General features: G+C 67.5%; 26 protein-coding genes. 15 read left to right on the forward strand and 11 right to left on the reverse strand.

What is annotated here, in order from left to right; translation table 11 throughout:
- Positions 1 to 19 precede the first annotated feature (19 nt).
- The 8 genes from KO481_RS03070 (at position 20) to KO481_RS03105 (ending at position 7,450) form a co-directional block, all read left to right on the forward strand.
- A complete protein-coding gene (locus tag KO481_RS03070) occupies positions 20 to 1,225 on the forward strand; it encodes a cytochrome P450 (RefSeq protein ID WP_215915363.1) in 1,206 nt (401 codons plus the stop codon).
- An 88-nt stretch (positions 1,226 to 1,313) separates the two neighbouring features.
- Positions 1,314 to 2,138, forward strand: a complete 825-nt coding sequence (locus tag KO481_RS03075; protein ID WP_215915364.1) for an SDR family oxidoreductase — start codon at positions 1,314 to 1,316, stop codon at positions 2,136 to 2,138.
- Positions 2,138 to 2,353 carry a ferredoxin gene (locus KO481_RS03080; protein WP_215915365.1) on the forward strand — a complete coding sequence of 72 codons (216 nt, stop codon included), beginning with the start codon at positions 2,138 to 2,140 and terminating at the stop codon, positions 2,351 to 2,353. The genes KO481_RS03075 and KO481_RS03080 overlap by 1 nt, the downstream gene beginning before the upstream one ends.
- Before the next feature lie 18 nt (positions 2,354 to 2,371).
- A complete protein-coding gene (locus KO481_RS03085; protein ID WP_215915366.1) occupies positions 2,372 to 2,923 on the forward strand; it encodes a Cif family virulence factor in 552 nt (183 codons plus the stop codon).
- Positions 2,917 to 4,209, forward strand: a complete 1,293-nt coding sequence (locus tag KO481_RS03090; RefSeq protein ID WP_372451886.1) for a hypothetical protein — start codon at positions 2,917 to 2,919, stop codon at positions 4,207 to 4,209. Before KO481_RS03085 ends, KO481_RS03090 begins: the two co-directional genes overlap by 7 nt.
- A gap of 34 nt (positions 4,210 to 4,243) precedes the next feature.
- The gene (locus KO481_RS03095) at positions 4,244 to 5,854 is read left to right on the forward strand and encodes an acyl-CoA synthetase (RefSeq protein WP_215915367.1); all 1,611 of its coding nucleotides are present in this window, start codon (positions 4,244 to 4,246) and stop codon (positions 5,852 to 5,854) included.
- A 139-nt stretch (positions 5,855 to 5,993) separates the two neighbouring features.
- On the forward strand, positions 5,994 to 6,686 hold the full coding sequence (locus KO481_RS03100) for an acetoacetate decarboxylase family protein (protein ID WP_215915368.1): 693 nt from the start codon (positions 5,994 to 5,996) through the stop codon (positions 6,684 to 6,686).
- Positions 6,683 to 7,450: an SDR family NAD(P)-dependent oxidoreductase gene (locus KO481_RS03105; RefSeq protein WP_215915369.1), complete on the forward strand. Its 768-nt coding sequence runs from the start codon at positions 6,683 to 6,685 to the stop codon at positions 7,448 to 7,450. The genes KO481_RS03100 and KO481_RS03105 overlap by 4 nt, the downstream gene beginning before the upstream one ends.
- Positions 7,451 to 7,490: 40 nt before the next feature.
- On the opposite strand, the gene KO481_RS03110 is transcribed toward KO481_RS03105, so the two are convergent.
- The gene (locus KO481_RS03110) at positions 7,491 to 8,312 is read right to left on the reverse strand and encodes a crotonase/enoyl-CoA hydratase family protein (RefSeq protein WP_215915370.1); all 822 of its coding nucleotides are present in this window, start codon (positions 8,310 to 8,312) and stop codon (positions 7,491 to 7,493) included.
- 135 nt (positions 8,313 to 8,447) lie between these two features.
- On the opposite strand from KO481_RS03110, the gene KO481_RS03115 reads away from it, so the two are divergent.
- From KO481_RS03115 to cutA, 4 genes are all read left to right on the forward strand, one after another.
- Positions 8,448 to 10,046, forward strand: coding sequence for a succinic semialdehyde dehydrogenase (locus KO481_RS03115; RefSeq protein ID WP_215915371.1), 1,599 nt, complete (start codon positions 8,448 to 8,450; stop codon positions 10,044 to 10,046).
- A gap of 237 nt (positions 10,047 to 10,283) precedes the next feature.
- Positions 10,284 to 11,978: an FAD-dependent oxidoreductase gene (locus KO481_RS03120; protein WP_215915372.1), complete on the forward strand. Its 1,695-nt coding sequence runs from the start codon at positions 10,284 to 10,286 to the stop codon at positions 11,976 to 11,978.
- A gap of 88 nt (positions 11,979 to 12,066) precedes the next feature.
- A complete protein-coding gene (locus KO481_RS03125; protein WP_215915373.1) occupies positions 12,067 to 12,900 on the forward strand; it encodes an SAM-dependent methyltransferase in 834 nt (277 codons plus the stop codon).
- Between the two features lie 82 nt (positions 12,901 to 12,982).
- The gene (gene cutA / locus KO481_RS03130) at positions 12,983 to 13,312 is read left to right on the forward strand and encodes a divalent-cation tolerance protein CutA (protein ID WP_215915374.1); all 330 of its coding nucleotides are present in this window, start codon (positions 12,983 to 12,985) and stop codon (positions 13,310 to 13,312) included.
- Positions 13,313 to 13,361: 49 nt separating this feature from the next.
- Here the strand turns inward: cutA and KO481_RS03135 are convergent, their stop codons facing one another.
- On the reverse strand, positions 13,362 to 14,084 hold the full coding sequence (locus tag KO481_RS03135) for a carboxymuconolactone decarboxylase family protein (RefSeq protein WP_215915375.1): 723 nt from the start codon (positions 14,082 to 14,084) through the stop codon (positions 13,362 to 13,364).
- Positions 14,085 to 14,174: 90 nt separating this feature from the next.
- Here KO481_RS03135 and KO481_RS03140 point away from each other — a divergent pair, with 90 nt between their 5' ends.
- Entirely contained in the window at positions 14,175 to 14,798 is a 624-nt protein-coding gene (locus KO481_RS03140) for a TetR/AcrR family transcriptional regulator (protein WP_245400244.1), read from the forward strand.
- A gap of 85 nt (positions 14,799 to 14,883) precedes the next feature.
- Positions 14,884 to 15,345, forward strand: coding sequence for a DUF8821 family protein (locus KO481_RS03145; RefSeq protein WP_215915377.1), 462 nt, complete (start codon positions 14,884 to 14,886; stop codon positions 15,343 to 15,345).
- Between the two features lie 58 nt (positions 15,346 to 15,403).
- Here KO481_RS03145 and KO481_RS03150 read toward each other — a convergent pair whose 3' ends face one another.
- On the reverse strand, positions 15,404 to 16,072 hold the full coding sequence (locus KO481_RS03150) for a TetR/AcrR family transcriptional regulator (protein WP_215915378.1): 669 nt from the start codon (positions 16,070 to 16,072) through the stop codon (positions 15,404 to 15,406).
- A 107-nt stretch (positions 16,073 to 16,179) separates the two neighbouring features.
- On the opposite strand from KO481_RS03150, the gene KO481_RS03155 reads away from it, so the two are divergent.
- The gene (locus KO481_RS03155; protein ID WP_215915379.1) at positions 16,180 to 16,641 is read left to right on the forward strand and encodes an SRPBCC family protein; all 462 of its coding nucleotides are present in this window, start codon (positions 16,180 to 16,182) and stop codon (positions 16,639 to 16,641) included.
- A gap of 184 nt (positions 16,642 to 16,825) precedes the next feature.
- On the opposite strand, the gene KO481_RS03160 is transcribed toward KO481_RS03155, so the two are convergent.
- The 8 genes from KO481_RS03160 to KO481_RS03195 all read right to left on the reverse strand — a co-directional run bounded on the left by KO481_RS03160 (position 16,826) and on the right by KO481_RS03195 (position 22,458).
- Positions 16,826 to 17,560, reverse strand: coding sequence for an SDR family oxidoreductase (locus KO481_RS03160; RefSeq protein WP_215915380.1), 735 nt, complete (start codon positions 17,558 to 17,560; stop codon positions 16,826 to 16,828).
- A 44-nt stretch (positions 17,561 to 17,604) separates the two neighbouring features.
- Positions 17,605 to 18,474, reverse strand: coding sequence for an ABC transporter substrate-binding protein (locus KO481_RS03165; RefSeq protein WP_215915381.1), 870 nt, complete (start codon positions 18,472 to 18,474; stop codon positions 17,605 to 17,607).
- A gap of 23 nt (positions 18,475 to 18,497) precedes the next feature.
- Entirely contained in the window at positions 18,498 to 19,253 is a 756-nt protein-coding gene (locus tag KO481_RS03170; RefSeq protein ID WP_215915382.1) for an SDR family NAD(P)-dependent oxidoreductase, read from the reverse strand.
- Positions 19,250 to 19,873 (reverse strand): TetR/AcrR family transcriptional regulator, encoded by a 624-nt coding sequence (locus KO481_RS03175; protein WP_215915383.1) that lies wholly within the window; start codon positions 19,871 to 19,873, stop codon positions 19,250 to 19,252. Before KO481_RS03175 ends, KO481_RS03170 begins: the two co-directional genes overlap by 4 nt.
- Before the next feature lie 32 nt (positions 19,874 to 19,905).
- Positions 19,906 to 20,064 (reverse strand): hypothetical protein, encoded by a 159-nt coding sequence (locus tag KO481_RS03180; protein ID WP_215915384.1) that lies wholly within the window; start codon positions 20,062 to 20,064, stop codon positions 19,906 to 19,908.
- Between the two features lie 203 nt (positions 20,065 to 20,267).
- Positions 20,268 to 21,164: an NAD(P)H-binding protein gene (locus KO481_RS03185; protein ID WP_308166277.1), complete on the reverse strand. Its 897-nt coding sequence runs from the start codon at positions 21,162 to 21,164 to the stop codon at positions 20,268 to 20,270.
- A gap of 14 nt (positions 21,165 to 21,178) precedes the next feature.
- Positions 21,179 to 21,703, reverse strand: coding sequence for a DUF302 domain-containing protein (locus KO481_RS03190; protein WP_215915385.1), 525 nt, complete (start codon positions 21,701 to 21,703; stop codon positions 21,179 to 21,181).
- Entirely contained in the window at positions 21,700 to 22,458 is a 759-nt protein-coding gene (locus KO481_RS03195; protein ID WP_215915386.1) for a hypothetical protein, read from the reverse strand. Before KO481_RS03195 ends, KO481_RS03190 begins: the two co-directional genes overlap by 4 nt.
- Between the last annotated feature and the right edge of the window lie 86 nt (positions 22,459 to 22,544).

Here is a 22,544-nt window from a genome sequence, read left to right on the forward strand (position 1 = left end):
CGAACCGGAGGTGAACACGGTGACTACCGCTTCCCTCGAACCGCTCACCTTCGATCCGTACGACTACGGCATCCACGACGATCCCTACCCCCTGTACCGGCGGCTGCGCGCTGAGGCTCCGCTCTATCACAATCCCGAGCTCGGGTTCTGGGCGCTGTCGCGGCACGCCGACGTCACCGCCGGATTCCGGGACAACGTGCGCCTGTCGAGCGCCAACGGCGTCTCGCTGGATCCGGCGGCCTGGGGGCCGCACGCCCACAAGATGATGTCCTTTCTCGCACTGGATGATCCGCGGCATCTGCGGCTGCGCCAGCTCGTCTACAAGGGCTTCACCCCGCGCAGGGTCACCGAGATGGCCGACCGCATCCGGGAATTGACGCTGCGAAAGCTGGAACCCGCACTGGCGCAGGGCGGTTTCGACTGGATCGAGGCCGTCGCGGGCACCGTGCCGATGGACGTCATCTCCGAACTGATGGGCGTGCCGGAGCCGGATCGCGCCGAGATCCGCCGGCTCGCCGATCTGGTGGTGCACCGCGAGGACGGCGTGCTCGACGTGCCCGAGGGCGCGGTGCATGCCACGCTCGAGCTGGTCGGCTACTACGCCGACATGATCGCCCAGCGCCGTCGTGCCCGCACCGGCGATCTCACCTCCGCCCTGCTGGACGCCGCGGCGGACGGGGACCACCTGTCCGACGAGGAGATCCTCAGCTTCATGTTCCTGATGGTGATCGCCGGGAACGAGACGACGACCAAGCTGCTGGGCAATGCGCTGTATTGGGGCGCACGCGATCCCGCGCAGTACGCCAAGGTGGCGGGGAATCCCGAGCTGGTGCCCGACTGGATCGAGGAGACGTTGCGCTACGACACCTCGACTCAGATCCTCGCCCGCACCGCCGCGGTCGACCTCGAATACCACGGCGGCACGGTGCCCGCGGGCTCGAAGGTGCTGCTGCTGATCGGGTCCGCGAACCGGGACGAGGCCGTATTCACCGATCCGGAGATCTATGACATCGAACGCCCGGACAAGGGTGGGCTGGTGAGCTTCGGCCGGGGCGTGCACTTCTGCCTCGGTGCACACCTGGCGCGGCTGGAGGCCGGAATCGTGTTGCGGGAGTTCGCCGATCGAGTCCGCGAGTACGGCGTCGACACCGCGGGCATCGAGCGCGTGCACTCCACGAACGTCCGCGGCTTCGCCAAACTCCCTGTGACGGTGCGTGTTCGATGACACACGACCACGGGGATGGCAAGGCGGCGGAGCGTGCGGAGCCGACGGGGCGGGTAGACACTGCGACGATTGCCGAGGTGACCGACTGATGCCGAGATTCGAACCCAATCCGCAGCGACGACCGGCGCTGATCGCCGGCGCCTCCTCCGGGATCGGAGCGGCCACCGCGGTCGCGCTGGCCGAGCTGGGGCATCCGGTCGCGCTGGGGGCACGGCGTGTGGACACCTGTGTACAACTCGCCGAGAAGATCCGTGCCGATGGTGGCGAGGCCGTGGCGCTGCGCCTGGACGTGACCGAGGCAGACTCGGTCGAGGAGTTCGTCACCGCCGCCGAGGCGGCCCTCGGGCCCGCGGAGATCGTGTTGTCCGGCGCCGGGGATCTCGAGTTCGCCCTCGCGCACGAGATGGACTCGGAGCAGTTCCTGCGGCAGGTGCAGGTGCATCTCGTCGGTGCGCAACGCCTGGCGCATCGCGTGATTCCCGCGATGGTCTCCCGGCGCCGCGGCGATTTCGTCTTCATCGGCTCGGACTGCGCCGACAGTCCGCGCCCCCGCATGGGGGCGTACAACGCCGCGAAGACAGGGCTCGAGGCGATGGCCCGGCAGATGCGAATGGAGTTGGAGGGCACCGGGGTTCGCGCTTCGGTCGTGCGTCCGGGCCCCACCCGGACCGGGATGGGGATGACCGCCTCGCCCGAGGTGGTGGGCCCGCTGCTGGACGACTGGGCCCGCTGGGGTTTCGCCCGCCACCCGTACTTCCTGCGGGCCTCCGATATCGCGGCCGCGGTGGTCGCGGTGGTCAGCGCGCCGCGCGGCGCGCATCTGGTGCTGGTCGAGGTGCAGCCGGAAGCGCCACTGGCCGAGCGTGAGCCGAAGGATTCCGGTGCTTCCGAGGATGCGAAGGGCGGCCGGTGATGCGCATCGTGGTGGACACCGATCTGTGCCAGGGGCATGCGGTCTGCCAGGACGAGGCGCCCGCGCTGTTCACGGTGCCCAAGAACGGCACCGTGCAGATCCAGCGGGCCGATCCCGGCGGGGATCTCGAGGCCGCCCGCGCCGCGGTCCGCTACTGCCCGACCCGGGCGCTCTCGATCGTCGACGACGAAAGCGCCGACAGCCAACAGTCCTGATAGCGAAGGAATCTCACAATGGCCGGATATTCCCGCGACGAACTCGACGAGATGATCGAGCGCTGGGTCGAAGAGAACAAACGCTGTGAGGCCCAGGGGGATTGGCGTCCCCTCGCCCAGATGTACACCCCCGACGCGACCTACGGCTGGAATTACGGTCCGCAGCAGGAATTCATGGCCGTCGGGCGCGAGGAGATCCGCGAGCTGGCGCTGGGCCAGGAGATGGACGGCCTGGAGGGCTGGACCTATCCCTATCAGGAGTTCGTCGTCGACGAGCGCAGCGGCAGCGTGATCGGCTTCTGGAAGCAGATCAACGAGGCCACCCGGCCCGACGGGCGCAACTACAGCCCCGAGGGGCTCGGCGGCAGCTGGTTCCGCTACGGCGGCGACTTCCAATGGTCCTGGCAGCGCGACTTTTTCGACTTCGGCAATGTGGCGGCGCTTTTCGTGGAGATGATGTCCGCCAAGGCGCTGTCCGACGGCATGCAGAAGAGGATCGCCCGCTCGATGTCCGCCGAGCCGTTGCCGGGGTGGTATCCGGTCGGCGAGTCCCCGGTCTCGCTGTGGTGAATGCGTTGTCCGGCAGCCGATTCGACGAGTTGCCCCGGGACCGGCTCGCGGCGCTGGTGCCCGAGCTGCTGCTGTGCGGGCACCTGATCGACCGCTCCGGGATGGCGCATTCCATCGCGGCGTTCGGCCGCGACGGGATGGCGCAGGTCGCGATCGAGGAGTGGCAGCTGGCCAGCCCGGTCTACACCCGCCGCATGCGCACGGCCCTGGGCATTGCGGGGGACGGTGTGGACACCATCTTCAAGGGCCTGCAGCTCGATATCGGCGCGCCGCCGCAATTCATGGACTTCCGATTCCGGGTCACCGATCACGACCACGGCGAATTCTGGCTCGACCACTGCGGAGCCCTGGCCGACGTCGAGCCGATGGGCGAGGATTTCGTGGTCGCGATGTGCCACACCATCGAGGACCCGACGTTCGATGCGACCGCGCTGGCGACGAATGTGCATGCACAGGTGCGGCCCATTCACCGGCCGCCACGTCATCCGGCGGATCGAGTCCCGGTGTGTGCGTGGACCGTGGTCATCGATCCCTCGCACGAGCCGCCGCCGGTACCGGTGCACGCGGCGCGGATCGAGGGATCCGAGGCGGCGCGAATCGTGCTGGAGCCCATAGATTCCGGCGATGAAGGCCGGGGCGACTATGCTGGGCCGCTGCTGAGCGACATCCGGTTCGAGGACTTCTCGAAGTCGGCGCTGGTGCGCATCGCCGACGAGGTGTGCCTGCAACAACACCTGCTGACGCTGGGTTTCATGGTTGCTGTTCGCGAGCACGCCGGAGTGACCAAGGACGCTTCCAGGGTGAGGGAGGCCGCCGCAGAGACACAGGCGGTCGAGATCGCCCGGAAGCAGTTCACCGGCATCGCGGGTCTGACCTCCGAACGGCTGCGCCGGGCCCTGGGACTGGGGACGGATCCGGCCGCGCTGGCCGGGGTGCTGCGCTGCCACCCGGCATGGAATCCGCTGCCCTACACCGACATCGATATCACCGCGTACCACGACACCGTCGTGCTGCGGCTGCGGCGCGACTGTCCCGGCGTGCGCGACGGCGGCTGGCCCGCGCTGCTGGACGCGGATCACCTCGCGCCGCTCAATGCGATGGCACGGGGTGTGAATCCGCGCTTCGACGCCCGAGTCCGTGCCGCGGATGAGGCCGAGATCGTGTTCGAGATCGCTACCGCGCCAACCGCATTCCGCGAGCTGCCGGAGGTGGCGATCACCCGCTTCAGCACCGGAGCGGAATTCACCTTCACCGAGCGGCGGTCGCTGCCGCTGACCGTCGTGTAGACCCGCGGGGTCGAATTCTGCGAGAGGCGCGGATATGCCCAATAATTTCGCCGACCTGTTCGAGCACTCCGTCGACGCCATGCCCGACCGCATTGCCGTGGTGCAGGGCCAGCGCCGCAGCACATTCGCGGACCTGGAGCGCCGGGCCAATCAGCTGGCCCACCATCTGAATACGGCCGGGATCGGTGCGGGGGCGCACGTCGGATTCCAGATGCACAATTCCATCGAAACCCTCGAGACGCTCGTCGCCTGCTTCAAGTTGCGGGCGGTGCCGATCAATATCAACTATCGCTACGGGCCCGAGGAACTGCGCTACATCTTCGACAATGCCGATCTCGAGGCCCTGATACATCACCGTTGCTATGCCGCGGCGATCGAGAAAGCTCGCGCGTCGGTGCCCTCGATCCGCTACGCCCTCGTCGTCGAGGACGATCAGGGCGGGGCCGAGCTGCCCAGTACTTCGACGCCCTACGAGGTGGCCTTCGAGAATACCTCGACCGCACGGGATTTCGGCGAGCGCAGCCCCGACGATCTGTTCATGATGTACACCGGTGGCACCACGGGGCTGCCCAAGGGCGTCATGTGGCGGCAGGAGGACATGTGGCGGGTGCTGGGTGGCGGTATCGACTTCTATTCCGGTGAGCCGGTTGCCGACGAATTCCAGCAGTCGCGCACCGGCGCCCAGGGCGATCCGGCGCTGTGGTTCGTGCTGCCGCCCCTGATCCACGCCGCCGCGATGATGCCGACCTTCACCGCGCTGTGGTCCGGCAGCGGTGTGGTGTTCGAGCCGCGCTTCGACGCCGCCCGGATCTGGCGGGTGCTGGCGGAGGTGCGGCCCGCGATCGTGGTCATCACCGGGGATGCGATGGCCCGCCCGCTGATCGACGCCTATCGGGCCGCGCCCGTCGACACCGGCTCCATGATCGCCATCGGATCGGGCGCGGCGCTGCTGTCGCAGCCGGTGAAAAACGAACTGCTGGAACTGTTCCCGCACACCATCATCACCGACTCCATCGGCTCCTCCGAAACCGGTTTCGGTGGCATCGGTTTCGCCCAGAAGGACGACGATCCGGGGCGCGGCCCGCGGGTGCAGACCGGACGCGGTGCGCTGGTGGTGGACGATGAGGGCCATCCGGTCGGGCCCGGCCGGGAGGGATGGGTCGCCAAGACCGGATCCGTGCCGATCGGCTACTACAAGGATCCGGTCAAGTCCGCCAAGCTCTTCCAGACCGTGGACGGTGCCCGCATGGTCGTCACCGACGACCGCGCCCGCGTCGAGGACGACGGCTCCGTCACGCTGCTGGGCCGGGGCAACATGGTGATCAACACCGGCGGCGAGAAGGTCTTCACCGAGGAGGTGGAGGCGGTCGTGAAGGCGCACGCCGGCGTCTACGACGTCGTGGTGATCGGTGTCCCGCACGAGCGCTGGGGGCAGCAGGTCGCGGCCGTGGTCTCCGCGAGCGGCCCCGGTCGCATCGACTTCGAGGACCTGGCCCGGCATGTGCGCACCCATCTCGCGGGCTACAAGCTGCCGCGCAGGATCTGGGTGGCCGAATTGGTCGGGCGCACCCCCAGTGGTAAACCCGACTATCGCTGGGCGAAGGAGTACGCCGAAGGTCGCGAGCCCGATCACGAAGTCCGCTGACCAGGCGGTGCAGGCGCCCCGGAAGTCGATGGGGCCTACCGGAACGAGGCGGAGATCGCGGGGCGCGACGTCCCGCTCACCGGGATCACTCACCCGATTTTCGCCTCCGAATCAAATAAGAACATGTTCTACTTGGGAGATGTCAGCCGTGCACACTGTCCTCGGTGAAAAGGTCACGATGCCGGTCGAGATCCGCGACGCCGACGCGGCCTCGGCCATGTTTCTCGCGGACGCGGAGGCCGCGCGAAAGATACTGGCGGGCACCGGATTGGAGGCCGTAGTCGTCGCGGGCCGGGCGATCTGCTCGCTGGCCTTCGTGCGGTACGTCGACGGCGATCTGGGCCCGTATCACGAATTCGCCTTCGCCCTGCTCGCGCGCCTGCCGGGCGACCCGTCCAGTGTCGGGGTCTACATCCCGTGGCTGCCGGTGAATCAGAGTTTCACCTGCGCGGCAGGTCGCGAGATCTGGGGATTCCCCAAGGAGGTCGCCGACATCCGGATCACCCGGCGCGGGCGCGGCAAGCGCTGCGAGGTGCGGGTGGACGGGCGCGTGGTGGTCACCATGCAGACCAGCGGCGGCATACCCGCGCCGTCGCGGTTCGGTGGCGCCTCGATCGCGGCCTACACCAACCTCGACGGTATGCTGCGCAGCACGCCGTGGGTGATGAATCCTGGCGATGTGCGAATGCGGGTGGGCGGCTGCAAGGTCGAACTCGGCGACCATCCGATCGCCCGGCAGATGCGGACGCTCGGACTGCCGAGCCGGGCGCTGTTCACCAGCGAGATCGGCTCGCTGCGAATGACTTTCGAGGATGCTGAGGAGATCAAATGACCAAGACAGCCCTGGTGACCGGCGCAGCGAGCGGTATGGGCCGGATGGCCGCGCAGCGCCTGGCCGCTGCCGGATATCGGGTGGCCGCGGTCGACCTCAACGAGGCCGGCCTGGCCGAAACCGCCCAGCACTCACCGAATATGAGCACGTACACCTGCGATGTCTCCGATCCCGCCGCGGTGGGCGCGGTGGTGGAGAAGGTGCGCGCCGAGCTCGGTCCGATCGAGCACCTGGTGCACGCCGCGGCGCTGTGCCGGGTGGGTTCGGCGCTCACCCATGACGTCGCGGAGATGCGCAGGGTCATGGAGGTGAACTACCTGGGCACGATCAACCTGTGCCAGGCCGTGATTCCGGCCATGAAGGCGGCGGGATCGGGCACGGTGGTGCTGTTCGCCTCGGTGGCGGGCTGGGTGCCCTCGCCGGGGCTGGGCGCGTATGCCGCCTCGAAATTCGCAGTCGTCGGTTACACCGACGTGCTGGCCCAGGAACTGGCCGGCAGCGGCATCCGGTTCCTGTCGATCTGCCCGCCGCACGTGGAAACCCCACTGCTGACCGGGATTCGCGACGCCGACCCGGCGATCGTCGCCGGTCTGAAGGGCATGGCCCCGGAGAAGGTCCTCGATGCCATGGAGCGGGCGCTGGCCAAGCCGAAGAACCCGATCTTCATCTTCCCGGGGCAGGCGCTGCCGCTGCTGCTGGCTCGCCGCTTCGTCCCGAACCTGCTGCGCAAACAGATCTCTCGCTTGATCAAGCCCACCGTGTAGGGACTCGCCTCGGCGCCGGGTGGCCGGCGCCGAGGGCTGCTCAACGTCCCTTGAACTCCGGCTTGCGCTTCTGCGCGAACGCCTTCGGGCCCTCCTTGGCGTCCTCGCTCGCGAACACCGCCAGGCCCACCTTCGCGTCGATCTTGAAGGCCTCCTCCTCGTGCATGCCCTCGGTGTCGCGGATGGTCTTCATGATCGCCTGCACGGCCAGTGGGCCGTTGTTGTTGATCATTTCGGCCAGCTCGAGGGCCTTGTCCAGCGCGGTGCCGTCCGGGACGACGTGGCCGATCAGTCCGATCTCCTTGGCCTCGGCCGCGGTGATGTGGCGGCCGGTCAGCAGGATGTCCATGGCGACGGTGTGCGGGATCTGGCGCGGCAGCCGCACGGCCGAGCCGCCCATCGGGTACAGGCTCCAACGCGCCTCGGACACACCGAATTTCGCGCTCTCGCCCGCGACGCGGATATCGGTGCCCTGCAGGATCTCGGTGCCGCCGGCGATGGCCGCGCCCTCGACCGCCGCGATCAGCGGCTTGCTCACCCGGTAGCCCTTGAGCAGGCCGGGGATGCGGGTCGGGTCGAACTTGGTGCCCTCGCCCATGTTCTTGCTCGGGTCGTTGCGGCTCATCGCCTTGAGGTCCGCGCCGGCGCAGAACGCACCGCCCGCGCCGGTGAGGATGCAGGAGCGGATCTCGGGATCCTCGTCGACCCGCTTCCACGCCTCGACCATGATGTCCATCATTTCGCCGGTCAGCGCGTTGCGGGCGGCGGGGCGATTCATGGTGATGATGAGCGTGGCGCCGCGCTGCTCGACCAGTGCGTGGGGCTCGGTGGTGCTACCCGTTTCAGTTGCTGCCGTCGTCATTCGCCGACCCTCTTTTCCTGGTGATACTCGCGTGTCGGGAAGGAAGTTACCCCGGACCGTTGTCCACAACAATAACGTGTTCTAGTTTAGAGGATGGTGACAGCCGTCACGGCGGCGGCAACTTAGGGAGACTCGATGGAGACAACCACGCAGAGCGGCGCGACCACGCTGCCGCCGCGGATCACGAAGACGCTGATCGACCGGCTGACCGCGATGGTGACCGCGGGCACCGCCGGCGAGAAGCGCGAGCCCTTCGAGATGATCGAGGTGTACACCGGAGGCGTCGTCGGCGAGCTACCGCAGTCCTCGCCCGAGGACGTCGTCGCGGCCGTCGCCCAAGCCCGCGCCGCGCAGCGCGAGTGGGCCTCCTGGTCGGTGGATCGCCGCGTGGCGGTGTTCCAGCGCTGGCACGAGCTACTGCTGACCGAGATCGAGACCATCGCCGACCTCATCCAGATCGGCTGCGGCAAGGCCCGGCGCATGGCCATCGAGGAGGCCTGCGACCCAGCGATGGTGGCCAGCCACTACATCAAGACCGCCAAGCGGGTGCTGAAGCCGGTGCAGCGCGGCGGCTACATGCCGGTCATCTCCGCCTCGACCGAGCAGCACCGGCCCAAGGGCGTCGTCGCGGTGATCGCGCCGTGGAACTTCCCGTTCGCGATCGCGATGTCCGATTCGACCCCGGCGCTGATCGCGGGCAACGGCGTGGTGCTCAAGCCCGACAACAAGACGGCGCTGTGCACGCTGTTCGGCGTCGAGCTGCTGTACCAGGCGGGCCTGCCGCGCGGGCTGATGCAGGTCGTGTGCGGCGGCGGCCCCGACGTCGGGCCGACCCTGATCGAGAGCTCCGACTACGTCATGTTCACCGGCTCGACCGCTACCGGACGCACCATCGGCGAGCTGGCCGGGCGCAACCTGATCGGCTGCAGCCTGGAGCTGGGCGGCAAGAATCCGATGCTGGTGCTGGACGACGCCAACCTCGACGACGTGATCCCGGGCGCGGTCTTCGCCGTGTTCGGCAACACCGGCCAGGCGTGCATGCACATCGAGCGGATCTACGTGCACGACAAGGTATACGACGAGTTCGTGCGCCGATTCGTCGCCGCCGCAGAGGAATTGGGCGCCACCGCCGGGGCCTCCTACGGCACCGATCCGGAGATCGGTTCGCTGGTCTCGGTCGATCACATGGAGAAGGTGGCCTCGCACGTCGAGGACGCGCGCGTGAAGGGCGCCACCGTGCTGACCGGCGGCAAGGCCCGCCCGGATCTGGGTCCGGCGTTCTACGAGCCGACGATCCTGACCGGGGTGACCCCCGAGATGACGCACGCGACCATGGAGACCTTCGGCCCCGTGGTCACCGTATACCGCTTCAGCGACGAGAACGACGCCGTCGAGCAGGCCAACGCCACCACCTACGGCCTCAACGCCAGCGTATGGAGCCGGGATCTGGCCCACGCCAAGCGGATTGCCGATCGGATCGAAGCGGGCAACGTCAACGTCAACGACGGCTTCGTGGTCAGCTACTCCTCGAAGATGACGCCGTCGGGCGGGATCAAGCAGTCCGGCGTCGGCAGCCGGCACGGAGATTCGGGTCTGCTCAAATACACCGACACCGTGCACATCGGGGTGCAGAAGCGGCAGGTGATGGCGGCGCGGGCGGCGATGCCGTGGGCCAAGCAGCTGCGGACCACGCTGCTGACGCTGCGGATGATGCGGAAGTTGGGTATTCGCTGAGCGGGCGTAAACGATTCGCCCGCTGTTGATTTCGTCGCCGCGGCCCTGCCCTTCGGGGCGGGGCCGCAGCGCTGTCCGGCCGCGGCGGATTCCGTGCGCAGGCCGGTGGGTCCGCCGGAGCATCGGTGGTCCGGGGCGGGAATCCGTCGATGCATGGGGCGGCGCTGGCCGGATATCTCGATTTTCTGGCCGCTAGGCTCTCTCGCCCCAGCGCCGGAATACCTACCGTGATCAGCTATGACGCATTACGACGTGCTGATCGTCGGCTCCGGATTCGGTGGCAGCGTGAGCGCGCTGCGGCTCACCGAGAAGGGGTATCGGGTCGGCGTGCTCGAGACCGGACGCCGCTTCGCCGACAACGAGTTCGCGAAGAACTCCTGGCATCTGCGCGAATATCTGTGGGCACCCAGGCTGGGCTGCTACGGGATTCAGCGGATGACGCTGCTGAAGGACACCTTCATCATGAGCGGGTCCGGGGTCGGCGGCGGGTCGCTGGTGTACGCCAACACGCTGTACGAGGCGCCCGAGCAGTTCTACCGGGACAAGCAGTGGGCGCACATCACCGACTGGCGGGCCGAGCTGGCTCCGCACTTCGACCAGGCCAGGCGCATGCTCGGCGTGGCGGACAATCCGGCGACGACGCCCGCGGACCGGGTGCTGCGGGAGGTCGCCGAAGACATGAGTATCGGCGAAACCTATCGGCGCACGCCGGTAGGAGTATTGTTCGCGGACAAGGATTCCCGGGCGGGCGGCGAGGTATCCGATCCCTACTTCGGTGGGGTGGGGCCCGAGCGGCGCACGTGCACGCACTGCGGTGAATGCATGACCGGATGTCGGCACGGGGCGAAGAATACCCTGGTCAAGAACTACCTGTACCTGGCCGAGAAGGCCGGCGCCACAGTGCATCCCCTGACCACAGCCGTGACGGTGCGGCCGCTGCCCGGCGGCGGATACGCGGTCGACACCGTCCGCACCGGGCGCTGGATTCGCAAGGGACGCACGAGGTTCACCGCCGATCAGGTGATCCTCTCCGCAGCCGCCCTGGGTACCCTGCAACTCCTGCACAGCCTGCGCGATCGCGGTGTGCTGCCGAATATTTCGCCCCGGCTCGGGCATCTGGCGCGCACCAATTCCGAGGCGGTGCTCGCGGCGCGGTCCCGGCGCAAGGACACCGATTTCACCAAGGGGGTGGCGATCACCTCGTCGATCCACCCCAACGACCACACGCATATCGAGCCGGTGCGCTATGGCAAGGGCAGCAATGCCATGAGCCTGCTGACGACGGTGATGGTCGACGGCGAGGAGGGCAGGAGGCGCTGGGTGCTCGGGCTGCGGGAGCTGGTGCGCCGCCGCCAGGACCTGCTCTTTCTGCACAACCCGCGGCGCTGGTCGGAGCGAATGGTCGGCGTGCTGGTCATGCAGAATGTGGACAATTCGATTGTCACATATACCAAACGCGGGCTGCGGGGACGCAGGATGACCACGAGGCCCGGCACGGGCCAGGCCCCACCGGCGTGGATTCCCGAGGGTAACGACGTCACGCGCCGCATTGCGGAGAAGATCGGTGGTGTCGCACAGGGGAGTTGGACCGAGCTGGCGAATATCCCCATCACCGGACACTTCATCGGTGGCTGCGCCATCGGCGACTCGCCCGAGACCGGGGTGGTCGATCCGTATCAGCGGCTGTACGGCTACGAGGGCCTGCACGTTGTGGACGGCTCCACCATCTCCGCCAACCTCGGTGTGAACCCGTCGCTGACCATCACCGCGCAGGCCGAGCGCGCAATCGCGTTGTGGCCCAACAAGGGTGAGCCCGATCCGCGGCCCGCACCGGGCGAGCCGTATCGTCGGATCGCGCCCGTCGCGCCGCGGTCTCCGGCGGTTCCACCGACCGCGCCCGCGGCCTTGCGCCTGCCGATTACACCCGTATGAAATCGCACCGACCCACCACGGGACCCGCGCAAATGCGGGAAACTCGGCAGTGATCGGAGCGATTCGCACAACGCCAGGGAGTCCAACGATGTCTCAGCCCTCCGCTGCCTACCCGAGCGCGGTACCGGTCGGGGTCGACACCGCTCGCGCCAGCATCGCGCGGGTCTACGATGCCGCCCTCAACGGCAAGGACAACTTCGAGGTCGATCGCGAGGTGCTGGACCAGGTTCGCACGGTGGCACCGGGGGTAGCCGAATTAGCCTGGGCCAACCGGGAGTTCCTGATCAGAGCCTGCCGCTTCCTGGCCGGGCACGCCGGCATCGACCAGTACCTGGATCTCGGTTCGGGCCTGCCGACCGCCGAAAACACCCACCAGGTCGTGCAGCGCATCGTGCCCGATGCCCGGGTGGTCTATGTGGACAACGACCCGATGGTGCTGGCCCACGCCCGCGCGCTGCTCGGGGACAATCTCCAGACCAGCATCGTCAGCTCGGATATCTTCCAGCCGTTCGAGGTCCTGACGAATTCCGCGATCCGGGACGAACTCGATTTCGACCGTCCCATCGCCCTCATCCACAACGGCACCCTGCATCACTATCTGGGCGAGGACGTCGCCGAAATCATGCGGAACTTCATCGACGCCCTGCCCGCGGGTTCCTACGTGGCCCTGTGCCACTTCCTCAATCCCGAAACCCCGGAACTCACCAGCCTGGCCGAAAAGATGGAAGAGAAATTCATCCACAGCCCCATGGGCAGCGGCCGATTCCGCACCCGCGCCGAAATCCAGGCCCTGTTCGGAAACCTGGAAATGGTCGAGCCCGGCCTGGTCGTCGCGGATGAATGGTGGCCCAACGGGCCATTTATCGAGCCTCTCGCGGATGTCCGCAGGTGCATTGCCGCGGGTGTCGGTCGTAAGAAGTAGTCGAGAGGCTCCCGGTTCATCGCGCCGGGAGCCGATCGGGATGCCGCGCTCGCCGCCATGTCACCGCAATTATGGTGGCTGAATGACATCAGCGAGAGTGTGGTCGGTTACCTCCACGACGTCCGGCGAGGACGACGCGCGGACGATCGCGCGCGCCGTGGTCGCCGAGCGGCTCGCGGCCGGGGCCGAAATCACCGGTCCCGCAACATCGGTCTTCTGGCACCTCGGCGAGGTCGGCGAGGGCAAGGAATGGCGAGTGACGATGCGCACCACCGCCGCGGTCCGCGATCGGCTCGCGGCGCGCATCGCCCAATTGCATCCGTGGACCGGACCCGAGATCACCGCGACGCCGATCGAATGGTGCCCGGACGCTTACGCCGAATGGGTCGAGCGCTCTACCGGGCCGCAATAGGCCCGATACGCGTGCCGATCGCCCACGGCCACTAGGCATTCCGCGGCCCTCAACCGAGATTCCATCCGGCCTCGGCGGCGTGCGAGTGAAATGCCTTCCACGCCTGCCAGACTCGCGTCGCGCCGAATTGCGCATTGAACCGCAACACATCCCGGACATCGTCCAGGCTCGCGCCGCCGCCCAGGGCCCGTTGGATGTGGATGCGGAAAGTGTCGCTGAGCGTTTGGTAGTGGATGTCGATACTCATTGTGGCGAACGCTCTTTCGCGGACAGACAGGGTGTCCGGGCCTGAGGGGGAACGCATGCGGGACTGCAGGTCGAAGTAGTCGAGGAAGTGTGGGTCCAGCTCGCGGAGGCTGTCGCGCACCGGGGCCGGGAGCGGGGAGGATGGGGCGTCCGGTCCGCTGGTCAGTAATTCGGCGGGGAGCTCCGTGCGGTCCGGGCGCGGTAGGTCCAGGGCGGATTCCAGTGCGGCGAGACGGTCGAATGCGGCCAGCGCCGTGTGGTAACCGCTGTCGTACGCGATCAGGCACAGCAGGGCGCGGACGTCCGCGGTGGTGACGCCCGCGCGCAGGGCGGTGCGCAGGTGGAATTCGAAGGGGAGTCCGAGCGCCTGGGCGCAGACGTCGGCGGTGAGCCGCAGCAGCGCTTTCTCTCGATCGGTAAGGCCCGGCAGGGCATTGGCGTGCCGGGCGGTCGCGGCGCCCATCTGCGCGAACATCGGATCCAGTGCGGCGAAATCGACGCCAGACGGCGGGGTGACTGCGGTCATTGCGACCACTCCTGTTCTTATGAACATATGTTGCGCTACAGCTGTAGCGCTATGAATGTAGCGCAATGGCCGTACGCCTACAATGCCGTTATGGAGGAAACTTCGGCCCCGCGCCGCCGCCCGAACGCCCGCGGACGCGGTGAGGTGTTGCGCGAGGAGATCGTCGAGACCGCCATGGCGATGCTCGACGAGCTTGCCGACGACGAGGCGCTGTCGCTGCGTGCGGTCGCGCGCTCGGTGGGCATCGCCGCCACCTCGGTGTATCTGCACTTCCCCGACCGGGATTCGCTGGTGCTCGCGGTGGCCGGGCGCTTCCACGGGGAACTGGTCGGCCGCGGCGACGCTGCCGACGCCGCCGAATCCGATCCGGGCCGCGGCCTGCGCGCGCGCATGCTGGCCCAGATGGCTTGGGCGCGAGAGCATCCCGGCCTCTACAAGGTGCTGCACGAGAGCTCGGTGCACCGCCGGCTGGGCATGCCGTTCAAGGAGGTGATGGTCGAGCGCACCGTCGATGCGGTGCGGCGCTGCATGGATGCGGGCGTCGCGCCCGCGGGCGACGCGACGACGGTCGCCATCGACCTGCGCACCGCCGTGAACGGCATGCTCTCCCAGCGCATCAACGAACCCGACATGCCCTGGCCCCCCGCAGCAGACCAGCTCGACCGGTTCCTGGCCAAACTCGTCGGCCTCGGGCAGTCGCCGGCTCGCGAATAACCGAGGTGCACGCTCCCGTGTCGACCACCGCGGGAGCCTCGTTCGCCTGCGATGATGGGCAAATCCACCGTGATCAGGAGGGTCTATGCCGTACGCCGTCGAGTTCGACAAGGTCTCCACCGCCGGCTTGGAATCGTCCCCGGTCGCAGCCGCCCTCGCGGGCCTGCGGGCGAACGAGGCGCGCTACTTCAAGAACAAGTACGACCACGTCTTCACGGTCGTCCCCGCGGCCGAGGAGCCCGAGGCCCTGGCCTGGGTGACTGGCATCCTGTCCGATGAACGCGGCATAGTCATCGCCTCGCCGCCGCTCGAGGTGACCTCGTTCGAGGTCGAGGGCATCCGCATGGCGTACGTCTTCTACCGGTCCGGCCTGTCCATCAACGTGATGTACACGATCGCGGACGCCGGAAAGCGCGCGGTGGGCTTCAAGCTCTCCGAGGGCATGGAAGTCCCGGAAGAGTTGTCGGCGTTCAAGTTCGCGCGCCAGAAGTCGAAGCTGGCGGGCGTGATTCGCGGTTCCTACTTCGTGATCAAGGGCGAGTACTGAGCCCGAAACTCCCTGGGCGCCTGGGTGACTCGGCTTCTCTCACGGCACGATTTCGACTTCAGGTGGAGGTCGCGGTGCCGGTCATCAGGTCGTGGCAGTAGTCCACCCAGGTGTCGATGAAGCGGTCCGGGTCCACGCCCAGCGGCGGCTGCCCGTAGGTCCGGCGCGCGTGGGCGTAGTTGAGTACCGCGCCGATCATCACCGCGGCCGAGGCCTGCGGGTCCCTGGCGGAATGACTGGTCTCGGCCGCCCAGCGGGCGGTGAAGTCGACCGCGGCCTGGTGGGCGGCCTCGATCAGGTGCGTCCGGAAGTACTCGCGCAGCTCCGGGAAGCGGCCGCCGTCGCGCTCGACCACGCGAAACAGATCGCGCTGCTCGTCCAGCGCACCCAGCAGCCAGCGCCCCACGAGCCTGAGCTCCGCACGCAACTCGCCCAGCGGTAGCAGGCCCAGCACGGCCGCCTGCCCGGTCATGGTCTCGCGAATATGCGCGTCGACCGCCGCGGCCAGCACCTCCTCCTTCGACTGGAAGTGCCGGTAGAACCCGCCGGCGCGCGGGGTCAGCCCCGCCTCACCCTCGATATCACCCACCGTGGTGCCCGCAAAACCCTTGTCGGCGAACAGCTTCAACGCCGCATCGCGCAACCGCTCGCGGGTCGATCCGCCGGTCTCGGCGTCGGCTACCCGCGGCGGGTTGGGGCGCTCGGGCGACGGGGAGCGGCGGGGCATTGAGCCATTATCTCGACTCCCGCCGCTCGATTCCGCATTGACCCTGTCATCAATCGATTACTAGAATAATCATCGGATTACATGATCCGCTCGACGAGGAGACGAACATGACCAAGCAGAATCTGTCCGCCACCATCGACATCGCCGCCGCACCCGACCGGGTCTGGCGCGTCCTCTCCGACCTGCGCCGCATGCCGGAATTCAGCACCCAGTGCCGCCTCATGCGCCCCCTGGGCTCGCCGCGCATGGGCAGCCACACCCTCAACATGAACCGTCACGGGCACAAGTACTGGCCGACGATCTCGCGCATCGAACAGTTCGCCCCCGACCAGACCCTCGCCTTCCGCACCCTCAGCAACGACAGCGTCTGGTCCTTCGGCATCACCCCCATCCCCACCGGATCAACGGTCACTCACCGCCGCACCGTCCCCCCGGAGGGCACCAGCTGGGGCTCCCGCACCATCGTCGAACACTGGCTGGGCGGTGAAGACAACTTCGACGTCGCCATGGCCGACGGCATGCAGACCACCCTGCGCAAACTGAAGGAGGCCGTCGAGACCAACGCCTGACGGTCGTCGCGCCACGAGGTGGTTGAGCTGCGCTGACGCCGGGACATGCGGTTGGGTGCCGGACGAGGCTCGCCTCCGGCGGTCGAAAGATCCTGAGCGGCTTGATATCCGGGGCGCTTTCCCTTGACGCGGCCGGTGTCGTTGCAGCCGGCGCATCCGGATCACCGAAGACGCTCGGGGCGGGTCAGTGTGACCGTAACCAGTCGCGGTAGTGGGTGGTGGTCAGGTGAGTGCCTTCAGGTGCGGTGAGCACGTCACCTTTGACCAGGGCGAACAGGCCAGCGGTGGGGTCAGTGACGACGTGGCGGTGGTCGCCGGTGGCCTCCAGCGTGATGCGGCCCAGTTCGTCGAGCGTGAAGACATCGGGGCCGGCGATGTTGCGGGTGCCACGCAGCGGGGCATTTGTGGCGACGTCGGCGACTGCGGCGGCGACCTCGGCGGAGCTGATGGGCTGGATCGGGGTGGCGGGCAGGCGGACGACGTCGCCGTCGGTGGTCCATTCCATCGTCGGCGCGACGAATTCCATGAACTGGGTGGCGCGCACGATCGAGTACGGGATCGGACCGATCTTGACCAGATCCTCCTGCAGCGTCTTCGCCCGGTAGTAGGCCATGTCGGGGACCTGGTCCACGCCGACGATCGACAGCGTCACGATATGCCCCACGCCTGCGGCCTGCGCGGCCGCCAGCAGGTTGGTCACCGAGGTGCGGAAGAAGTCGAGTGAAGCGTCGTCGAAGGTGGGCGAGTTGGTCACATTCACCACGACCTCGGCGCCACGCACCGCCTCGTCGATTCCGTCGCCGGTGAGCAGGTCGACACCGGTCGAGCGGGAGTACCCGGTCGCGTCGTGTCCGGTAGTGGTCAGGTCGCTGATCACCTGCGAGCCGATGAGTCCGGTGCCAAAGACAGAGATCTTCATAAGATGTTCCTTCCCTTTCCATTTCGCGGATTCTGGCGGACTTGTCAGGGCGCGGTGCGGTAGAACTCGGCTGCCGTCAGGGTCGCGGGCACGCCGAGTTCGGCGGCGACGGCCTCGATTGCTCTGTCCCCGACGGTGAGGTCGGCCAGCCCGTCGGTCGTGAAATATGGTGCGATGAACGTCTCGTAGTGGGTGCGGACCTCAGCCGCGGTGTGCCGGCCGAGAAAAGTCCGGAGGTGCCGCACCGTGGTGTCGGGATCGTCGTGGATAACGTGCAGAGCCCGTCGGTGCGCTCGTACGAGGGCCTGGATCGCCGGGTCGTCCGGCCGGATGTGGGTGGGGTCGACGGCAACGCCCACGGTGGGTATCCGGAAGTAGTCGCCGACCCAGTCCGGCACCTGCCACCCGTACTCGGCGGCTATCGCCTCCGGGGCCATGGTGCTGCCGACGAACGCGGCATCGATCTCGCCGTCCCGCAATCGACGCAGGTCCATGCTGTAGTCGCCGGGTGGCCGGACGACGCAATCGACATCGTGGTCCGGGTCGAGACCGGCTCTGCGCAGCACGATGCGGGCGAAACATCCTGGCGCGGTGTGTGGTTCGTGTACCGCGAGCCGTCGCCCGGCCAGATCGGCCAGGGAGCTCACGTCCGGGCGGGCAAGGAACCAGAACAGTGGGCGCTGGGTGTTGACGGTGAGTGCGACCCAGGGGACGCCATCGGTCAGCCGGGACAACAGCGCCCGGCCGAGCCCGATGGTGGCGACCCGACGCAGCCGCTGCTCGTCCCAGGCGCACCCGTCCCGCAGCGCGACGTGTACGTTCTCGTCGACGTAGAAATCCTCCTGGTCGGCGATGTAGGCGACCAGTTCCTCGTGCAGGCCGCGCCCGACGAAGGCGAGATCGATGGTGTGCATGACCCTTCCTTTCGAACCTTCGTTCAGTACATGGCCATTCCGCCGTTGACCGCGGCGGTGGTGCCGGTCATGAAGGAGTTGTCCTCGCCGGCGTAGAAGGCGACCACCTGGGCGACGTCGGCCGGGAGTGCCAAGCGGCCCAGCGGTGTGGCGGCAATCTGGCGCCGCGTCTGCTCCTCGTCGAGTACATGCGAGATCTTGGTTTCGGCGACGGGGCCGGGCTCGACGACGTTCACGGTGATGCCCGCCGGGCCCAGTTCCTGGGCCAGATACCGGGCGAACTGGGTGAGCGCGGCCTTGGCCGTACCCAGCGCGATCATGCCTTCCCGGGGCCGGCTGCTCAGGCCGGTGCCCAGGTAGATCAGTCGTCCCCAGCCCTGATCGGTCATCGCGGGCAGCACGGCCTTGGTGACGACGAAGGCCGCGCGCATCTCGTCATCGAGCTTGCCGCCCAGCTCTGCCCAGGTCATCTCCCGGAACGGTTTGATCGCGTACGGGGTCAGTGCGTTGTGCACCAGCACATCGACCTCTCCCCACGCCGCCCGGACGTTTTCGATGAGGGCATCGACCGCCGCCACTTCACGTACGTCGGCCTGTGCGGCCATGGCCTGGCCGCCCCTGGCTTCGATGTCCGCCACCACCTCTTCGGCGGCGGCCTCGCTGTGCAGGTAGTTGACCACCACGCGCAGTCCGCGCGCGGCCAGCAGTCGTGCTGTGGCCGCGCCGATTCCGCTGCTGGAACCGGTTACCAGAGCGACCCGGCCGGTTGTCTCGGTCATGAGTAAGCCTTCCTGTCGCTGCCGGGGCAGATCGCCCCGTAGAGCACTGTGTCCACGGTCGCGCGGAGCAGATCGGCTGCGGTGTAGTCGAGTTCGCGCGGTAGCCGCGAGTTCAGTAGCCGCTCCACCGCGCCGCGAGTGATCTCCCCGAGCAGTTCGGGCGGCGCCGACAGCACACCACGTCGATGCCCGTCCCGGAACAGCTCGTCGAGCCGCTGGTAGACGATCGTGTCGATGCGTTGCTCCACATGCCGGCGCAGCACCGCCTCGCCGCGCCCGGTGGCGAGCTGAGCCGCGCCGATCCGTTCGAACTCACCGCACGCCGCGAGCAGGAACCGCTGCATCCGCTCGCCGAACGACGTGCCTTCCTCATTGTCCAACGCCGCGCTCAGCGTGCGCTCGACAACGTCGAATTGCCGGTCCAGCACCGCGGTCAGCAGGCTGTTCTTGTCGGGAAAGTGACGGTAGATCGTCTTTTTGCTCATCCCCAGCGCACGGGCGAGATCGTCCATACTCACCCGCCCCGGACCCGGCGCGAGGAACAGCCGACCGGCCGCCTCCACGATCACCTCTGCCCGCTGCCCATCTTCGGAAACTGAGGAAACTTTTCTGGTTTCCATAGTTTCCATAGTCGACCGACGCCCGGCCGATGTCAAGGGGGGCGCTCGGGCGAACTGGCCACGATCAGCAGCCGTGCCCCGTCGCGCAGGATGGGTGCGAACGCGCACAGCAGGCGGGTGGTGCCGAAATTGTTGACCTCGGCGTACTCTCGCACGATCGTGCGTGGATCGTCGTCGGGTCCCACGCGCATCACCGCATTGCCGAAAACGACGTCGACGCCGCCGTGGCGTACGGTCGGTTGCGCGGCAAGACGTCCCGCCGCGTGTGGGTCGGCGACCTCGAGCAGTTCCCCCGCGAACTGTCGCGCCGCCGGCGGGCAGCGCCTCGACGGCTTCGTTGACGCGGTCGAGACTGCGGCCGGCTTATACCTTCACGCTAGACGACGCTGCGATGTCATCGCTTGTCCTCGAACATATCTCGGTGTGCGCGCAGGTAGTCGTCGACGGTTTGGGCGCGGCGGCCGGTGAGTTGCTCGACGGTGTCGGTCGATCGGTTGTATCGGTCGTCGCGATGGAGTCGTGCCATCGTCTCGAGGTGCTGGCGCACATGAGGCGGCAGTGGTTCGGCATCCATGCGCGCGGACCACTCACTCTCGGACGGGGTTTCGGCCACGATCGTGCGGCCGAGGGCGCGCGTATAGCGCTGGGCGAGCTGGTCGAGGTCCAGTGTTTCCGGGCCGGTGAGTTCATACACCTTGCCCACGTGCGGATTCGGGTCGAGCAGCACGGTGGCGACGACCGCGGCGACGTCGTCGGCGGCGACCGGGGACGTCTTGCCCTTGCCGAATGGCAGTGCCAGCGTGTCGTGGTCGCGGACGGACTGCGCGGCGAACATCGTGAACAGTGGGTTCTCCAACAGGATCGTCGGCCTGATGTGCACCGCCGGCAGCGTGCTCCAGTCGACGACCTGTTCGGCGAGCCACTGCAGGCGTTGCTGGTGAGATTCGTCGGTGCTGGTCGCAGTCATCTGGGACACCGTCATCTGGGACATGTTGACCAGTACCTGTAGGTCCGGGTTCATGCGCAGCACCGAGCACACGACCGCGGTGGCCTCGACGTATTGGGTGGAGACGCTCATGTTGAAGAACACCCGGTCGGCCGATTCGGCGGCGGTCGCCACATCGGCGGGATTGGTCAGGTCACCGACGACGACGTCGGCGCCGAGTGTGCGCAGGGCGTCGGCACGGGCGTCGTCGGTGTGGACCATCGCCCGCACCGACGCACCGTGGCCGAGCAGCTTGTCGACGACCAGCCTGCTGATGCCGGCGACGCCGCCGGCGGCGCCGGTCACGAGATACTGGATAGTCAGGGTTTTCCTCCGTTCGACAGCTCGGCGGGTGCCTTCCCGCCGAGCGTGGTAACGAGTGCGGCCAGCAACGCGTCGAGTTCCCGGCCGACCTCGGCGATGCCGGGGTCGGCGTAGCTGGCGAACAGCAGGCTGGGTTGGTCGACAACGAGTTTCGTGTCGCCGTCGGGGTCGGCGTACAGCACCGTTCGCAGGGGTGCGTGCAGCATCACCGCCGGGTCGTGGCGGAACATTCGCTCGGCGATCGTGTGGTTGCCCATGAGGTATTGAGTGGTCTTCCACATCGACGCCGAGCCGGCCATGGCGGCGGTGATGTCGCTGCGGTAATAGCGCATGAATCCGTGCGGGGCGTTGATCTCGGCGAGTTCGAGGGTGGCCTGCCAGGACGCCATCTGCGCGAACCGTGCCGCATCGATTGCGGGAACCAGGGTTTCGTAGCGCGTGCGGGCTTCGTCGTAGGGCTGCGGCAAGGCGATCACCAGCCGTCGGCTGAGGTGATCGATCGAGGTGGGTGTGTTGGTCATGGCTGTACCTGTCCGGCGTCGCCGTGGATCAACTCCACGTCGTGGATGTCGAGGGTGATCGATGGCAGATTGAGGTTCACGGTGTTGTCGGGGTTGCGTCGGAAGACGCGTCGGCGGGTGGCGATCCGCAATCCGTCGAAGGATTGGTAGCGGCTGGTGTAGTGCCCGACGAGGGTGCTGCCGTTGATCTCGACGATGTAGTCCATGCGTCGCTGCAGTCCCTCGGCGTCGAAATAGAAGATCTGTTCGGGGTTGTGGGTGGTGATGGTGGATGGAAACCGCACCAGCAGCCGGCGCCAGAGTTGGCCCGCCTCCTCCCACGGCTCGATCTCGCGGGCTTCCACGCCCGGGTATTCGAATACGAATGGGGTGACGAAGTAGTTCCAGCACGCGTAACCGAGGAAGTAGCCCAGATGCGCTGCGTCCCAAGCACTGTTGCGGAGCATTCCCTTGAAGCCGGCCCTGGCGGGGGACAGTTCCTGGACCGATTCCCCCGTCAGCGTCTGCATCTGGACGGTGTCGGTGGCCGCGTCGAACACCATGCGCTGGTCGTCGCGGGTGAACGGGGTGAACACGATGTGTTCGGCCCGGGTGTCCAATGTCAGAATCTGGTCGAAAGTGCGTCCCGGCGGCCAGCCCTTCAGCGCCCAGATCGGGCCGCCGATAGAGATGTCGATCCGCAGGCCCCGCACGGTGTTCCACAGCGCGCGGCCGCCGGTCGTGGAGATCGCGAGCTCGAGAAGATCGTTTTCCATGGTGGTGGATCCGATTCGTCGACGAACGTGGTGATAGCTGCAGACCGTCCCGGTAGTCGTTACCGTACCTGCCCGACCAGTTGCGA

It is taken from the genome of Nocardia albiluteola (assembly GCF_018860155.1).
GTDB classification, from domain to species: Bacteria; Actinomycetota; Actinomycetes; order Mycobacteriales; family Mycobacteriaceae; genus Nocardia; species Nocardia albiluteola.